Raw genomic sequence first — 5,015 nt, forward strand, 5'->3', positions numbered from 1 at the left:
GTTCGCCGGCTGCCAGGCCCCGACCTGGTTCTGCGACGTCCACCACCTCCTGCACTGGGCACACGGCGGCCAGACCAGCCTCGGCAACTCCGCCCTGCTCTGCGAGCGCCACCACACCAAGGTCCACTCCGGCTACCGGGTGCAACGCGTCGGCGACCGGTGGCGCACCTGGCGGCCCGACGGCACCGAGATCCTCATCGCCACCACCCGGCTGCGCACCTGACCCCACGACCCGACCCGCCGCCGCCCACCCCGGACGGCGGCCCGCCGGCATGCCCGGGTGCGGCCGGCGGGCGTGCGAGGGTGGACGGCGTGACCGAGAACCTCTGGGTGCGCATGACGCAGGCCGATCCCGGCCACTCGGCCGCCTACGTGCAGCGCTTCCGCGACCTCGCCGCCGGCGGGATGGACATCGTCGGCGAGGCCCGGCTGGTCGACGCGATGCTGCCCCGCGGCGCGCGGGTGCTCGACGCCGGCTGCGGGCCTGGCCGGGTGGGCGGGCACCTCGCCTCGGTGGGTCACGACGTCGTCGGCGTCGACGTCGACCCGGTGCTGATCGCTGCCGCCGAGCAGGACCACCCGGGCGCGCGGTGGCTGGTCGGCGACCTCGCGGAGCTCGACCTGCCCGACCGCTTCGACGTCGTCGTGTGCGCCGGCAACGTGGTGACCTTCCTGGCGCCCTCGACGCGGGTGGAGGTGCTGCGGCGCTTCCGCGCCCACCTCGCCGACGGCGGCCGGGCGGTGGTCGGCTTCGGCGCCGGGCGCGACTACGCCTTCGACTCCTTCCTCGACGACGCCCGTGCCGCCGGCCTCGAGCCCGACGTGCTGCTGTCGAGCTGGCACCTGCACGCGTTCACCGCGGACTCGGACTTCCTGGTCGCGGTGCTGCGCCCCTCGTGAGCCCGGTCAGCTGACCTCGGCGAGCCACCCGACGACCCGCAGGTCACCGTCGAGGTGGACGACGAGCGTCTGCCCGTCGGCACCGCGCAGGTGCGCCTCGAACAGGCCGTCGCCGTCGACCTCCAGCCACTCGATGGTCGCGCCGGGGTGGTCGGCGAGGGCGGCGGCGGCCACCTCGACGGCGACGTCGGCAGTGAGCTCCGGCGGGAGGGACGGGCGCGGACGGCGGACCCAGGCGTGCCGGCCGACGGTCTCGTGGGTGCGGTTCATGGCGGACCTCCTCGCTGCCCGCGGCGCCGGGGCGGTGCCGCGATGGGTCCGACCCTCGCGGCCCGGCCTGGCAGGACCCTGTGCACGGCGTGCCAGTTCGCCGCGACCCGCCGCCTGATCCCGCGGCGGCCGGGCGTCAGCGGGCGCCCAGGGCGAGGGTCAGCTCGAGCACCGTCGTCGGGTCGTCGAGGCGGGCGCCGTACAGCTCGCGGAGCTGGCCCATCCGGTAGCGGACCGTCTGCGGGTGCACGAACAGCTCGGCGGCCACCTGCTCGCGGCGGCCGTGGTGCAGCAGCCACGAGCGCAGCGTCTCCAGGAGCTTTTCCCGCGGCCCGGGACCGAGGTCGTCGAGCGGCGCCAGCACCTGCGCGCGCAGGTCGGCCAGCGCCTCGCCGTCGGCCCGCAGCACCAGGTCGGCGAGCCGGACCTCGGTGTCCACCGGCGCCTCGCCGTCGGGGAGCAGGCCCAGCTGCAGCGCCCGGAGCGCCCGCGAGTACGAGGAGCGGGTGTCCTGCCACGGCCGCGCCGGGCCGACGACGGCGCCCCGGCCGGCCAGCGAGGACAGCAGCGCCGCGCGCGCGAAGCCCTCGGCGTCGGGGACGAGCAGCACCGCCCGCTCGGTGGAGGGCTCGGCGCCGGGCAGGTCCTCGCCGGCCTGCAGCGTGCGGGAGTCGAGCACCCCCAGCGCGCCGCGGGCGTCGGCCTCCGGCAGCAGCACGGCGGTGAGGGTGCGCGGCGGCGTCCAGTCCGCCCGCTCGGCCGCGACGTTCAGCTCGTAGGCGGGCGCGCCGGTGACCAGCAGCTCCGCGAGCCGCTCCAGCTGCCGGCGCCGCTCGCGCCCGCTGGCCGCGAGGTGGTCGGCGTGGCCGGACGCGCTCGCCGCTGACAGCCGGTCGATGTAGGCGAACACCAGCTCGGCGAAACGGGCCAGCGACCCCGCGGGCATGCCGGCCGCCACCGCCGTCGCGCTCAGGTGCCGCCACGCCACCCGGGCCCCCACCCGGTAGGCGGCCAGCAGCGCGTCCATCGACCGGCCGGTGCGCGCCTCCCCGCGGCCCAGCGCATACGCGCCCTGGATGGCGGGGTCGATCGGCCGGCTGGCGTCGACCCCACCGGCCGAGGTGGCGAGCTCCAGGAACCCGGCGAGCGCGAGCTGGACGGCGTTCTCGATCTTGCGGCCCATCGGCCCGCGGAACGCCTCGGCGTAGCTGGGGACCTCCACGACGATCGCCGCCACGGTCCGCTCGGCCACCGCCGGCAGCTCGGCCATCACGGCCTCCGCGACATCGGCGGCGAAGGTCTGCTGCTGCACCGTCACGTGACCTCCTCGTGACCTCACTTGTTCGCTCCGAACAGTATCCGCGTCCACGTTCACGTCGAAGGCACAGGTAGTTACGCGAGCCGCAGGGAACTGTAGGGACATGACCGCGACCGTTCCGCGCCCTTCCCCGGCCCGGCCGGCCCTGAAGGCGCTGCGCGACCGCGCCCTGCGCCTCGCCGAGCTCGTCACCACGCCCCTGCTGCCCGCCGACTACCTCGACCTGATCGACCCGCTGCGGTCCGGCGCCGCGCTGCGCGGGCGCATCGAGGCGGTCCTGCCCGAGACGCGCGACGCCGCCACCGTCGTCATCCGGCCCGGCGCCGACTGGCAGCCGCACCGGCCCGGCCAGTACGTGCGGATCGGCATCGACGTCGACGGCGTCCGCATGTGGCGGGCGTACTCGATCACCTCCGACCTCGGCCGCACCGACGGCTGCTTCACGGTCACGGTCAAGGCCATCCCCGGCGGCAAGGTCAGCAACCACCTCGTCCGCCGCGCGGAGCCGGGCACCGTCGTCCAGCTCGACCAGGCCACCGGCGAGTTCTGCCTGCCCGCGCAGCTGCCGGCCAAGGCACTGTTCGTCACCGCCGGCTCCGGGATCACCCCGGTCATGGGCATCCTGCGCAACCACCCCGAGCTCGCCGACGTCGTCCTCGTGCACTCCGCGCCCACCGCCGACGACGTCGTCTTCGGCGCCGAGCTGCGGCAGCTGGCCGCCGACGGCCGGATCCGGCTGGTCGAGCAGCACACCGACACGGCCGGGATGCTCGACGCCGCCGCGATCGCAGCGCTCGTCCCCGACCACGCCGAGCGCGCCACCTGGGCGTGCGGGCCGGTCGGCATGCTCGAGGCGCTGGAGGAGCACTGGGCCGCCGCCGGCCTCTCCGACCGGCTCTACACCGAGCGCTTTCGCCCGAAGGTGCTGGTCGCCGGCGAGGGCGGCACGGTCACCTTCACGAAGAACGGGACGTCGCTCGAGGCCGACGGGGCCACCCCGATCCTCGACGCCGCCGAGGAGGCCGGCGTCCTCATGCCCAGCGGCTGCCGCATGGGCATCTGCTACGGCTGCGTCCTCCCGCTGCGCGAGGGCGCCGTCCGCGACCTGCGCACCGGCGAGGTGACCACCGCCGCCCCGGGCGACGGCGTCCTCGTCCAGACCTGCATCAGCGCTGCCGCCGGCGCCTGCGACATCGACCACTGAGCAGGACCCGGCTCACAGACCACCGACCCCCCTACGCGACACCGAGACCCAGAGGAGCCGCATAGACATGACCGTGCTGCAGAAGAAGGCCGACAACCCGATCGAGCACCTCACCCCCGAGGACATCGAGCTCATCGGCAAGGAGCTCGACGAGATCCGCCAGGGCGTGATGGACAGCCGCGGCGAGGCCGACGCGCGCTACATCCGCAAGGTCATCGACGTGCACCGCAAGATCGAGCTGGGCAGCCGCGCCGTCCTGCTGGCCTCCGGTTTCCCGCCGGCCTGGATCGCCGGGACGATCGGCCTGTCGATCGCCAAGATCCTCGAGAACATGGAGATCGGGCACAACATCCTGCACGGCCAGTGGGACTGGATGCGCGACCCGAAGATCCACTCCACGACGTGGGAGTGGGACATGGCGAGCCCGGCCGAGCAGTGGAAGCACTCGCACAACGAGCTGCACCACACGTACACGAACGTGATCGGCAAGGACAACGACCTCGGCTACGGCATCATGCGCGTCGACGAGGACCAGCCGTGGACGCCGATGTACCTCGGCCAGCCGCTGTGGAGCTTCGTCAACGCCTGCTTCTTCGAGTACGGGATCGCCGCCTACGACCTCGAGCTCGGCGCCGTGATCGCCAAGAAGCAGACCGGTGACCCGGAGTTCCGCCGCCGGGCCAAGCAGGTGCTGGTCAAGATCGGCCGGCAGGTGCGCAAGGACTACGTCATCCACCCGCTGCTGTCGGGCCCGAACTTCGTCGCCACCCTGGCCGCGAACTTCACCGCGAACATCGTGCGGAACCTGTGGTCGAACTCGGTCATCCTCTGCGGGCACTTCCCCGAGGGCGTCGAGACCTTCGAGAAGAAGTCGATCGACGGCGAGACGCGCGGCGAGTGGTACCTGCGTCAGATGCTCGGCTCGGCCAACATCTCCGGCTCCAAGGCGATGCACATCCTGACCGGCAACCTGTCGCACCAGATCGAGCACCACCTGTTCCCGGACCTGCCGAGCAACCGGTACGCCGAGATCGCGCCGAAGATCCGTGACCTGTTCGACCGCTACGGCCTGAACTACCACACGGCGCCGCTGCCGCAGCAGGTCGCGTCGGCCTGGCACAAGATCATCCGGCTGTCGCTGCCGAACGGCTGGCTGCAGAACACCACCGCCCGCAACCTGCCCACCCAGCTGGGCAAGCTGTGGAAGATGACGACCGGCAAGCCGCGCGTCCGGCGCGTGCTGCTCCGCGAGCAGGCCGCCATGGCCGCCGCTGCCTGATCCACCGCGCACGACAGAGGGGCCCGGGACGACGTCGTCGTCCC

Annotated in this window: 6 protein-coding genes; 4 read left to right on the plus strand and 2 right to left on the minus strand. The window is 73.6% G+C overall.

The window, feature by feature from the left end; all coding sequences use genetic code 11:
- Both ACI78R_RS23310 and ACI78R_RS23315 read left to right on the plus strand, forming a co-directional pair.
- Positions 1 to 223 (plus strand): HNH endonuclease signature motif containing protein (locus tag ACI78R_RS23310; RefSeq protein ID WP_457042465.1); only part of this gene is annotated, 223 nt, incomplete at its 5' end.
- A gap of 89 nt (positions 224 to 312) precedes the next feature.
- Positions 313 to 900: a class I SAM-dependent methyltransferase gene (locus tag ACI78R_RS23315; protein ID WP_457042466.1), complete on the plus strand. Its 588-nt coding sequence runs from the start codon at positions 313 to 315 to the stop codon at positions 898 to 900.
- Positions 901 to 906: 6 nt separating this feature from the next.
- On the opposite strand, the gene ACI78R_RS23320 is transcribed toward ACI78R_RS23315, so the two are convergent.
- Together ACI78R_RS23320 and ACI78R_RS23325 are read right to left on the minus strand one after the other, a co-directional pair.
- Positions 907 to 1,170 (minus strand): hypothetical protein, encoded by a 264-nt coding sequence (locus ACI78R_RS23320; protein WP_073422038.1) that lies wholly within the window; start codon positions 1,168 to 1,170, stop codon positions 907 to 909.
- Between the two features lie 136 nt (positions 1,171 to 1,306).
- On the minus strand, positions 1,307 to 2,488 hold the full coding sequence (locus ACI78R_RS23325; protein ID WP_245794760.1) for a PucR family transcriptional regulator: 1,182 nt from the start codon (positions 2,486 to 2,488) through the stop codon (positions 1,307 to 1,309).
- Positions 2,489 to 2,591: 103 nt separating this feature from the next.
- Here ACI78R_RS23325 and ACI78R_RS23330 point away from each other — a divergent pair, with 103 nt between their 5' ends.
- Both ACI78R_RS23330 and ACI78R_RS23335 read left to right on the plus strand, forming a co-directional pair.
- Positions 2,592 to 3,692, plus strand: coding sequence for a ferredoxin reductase (locus ACI78R_RS23330; protein WP_073422041.1), 1,101 nt, complete (start codon positions 2,592 to 2,594; stop codon positions 3,690 to 3,692).
- Between the two features lie 67 nt (positions 3,693 to 3,759).
- Positions 3,760 to 4,971 (plus strand): fatty acid desaturase family protein, encoded by a 1,212-nt coding sequence (locus tag ACI78R_RS23335; protein ID WP_336032398.1) that lies wholly within the window; start codon positions 3,760 to 3,762, stop codon positions 4,969 to 4,971.
- Positions 4,972 to 5,015 lie beyond the last annotated feature (44 nt).

The organism is Geodermatophilus sp. SYSU D01106 (genome assembly GCF_054049995.1).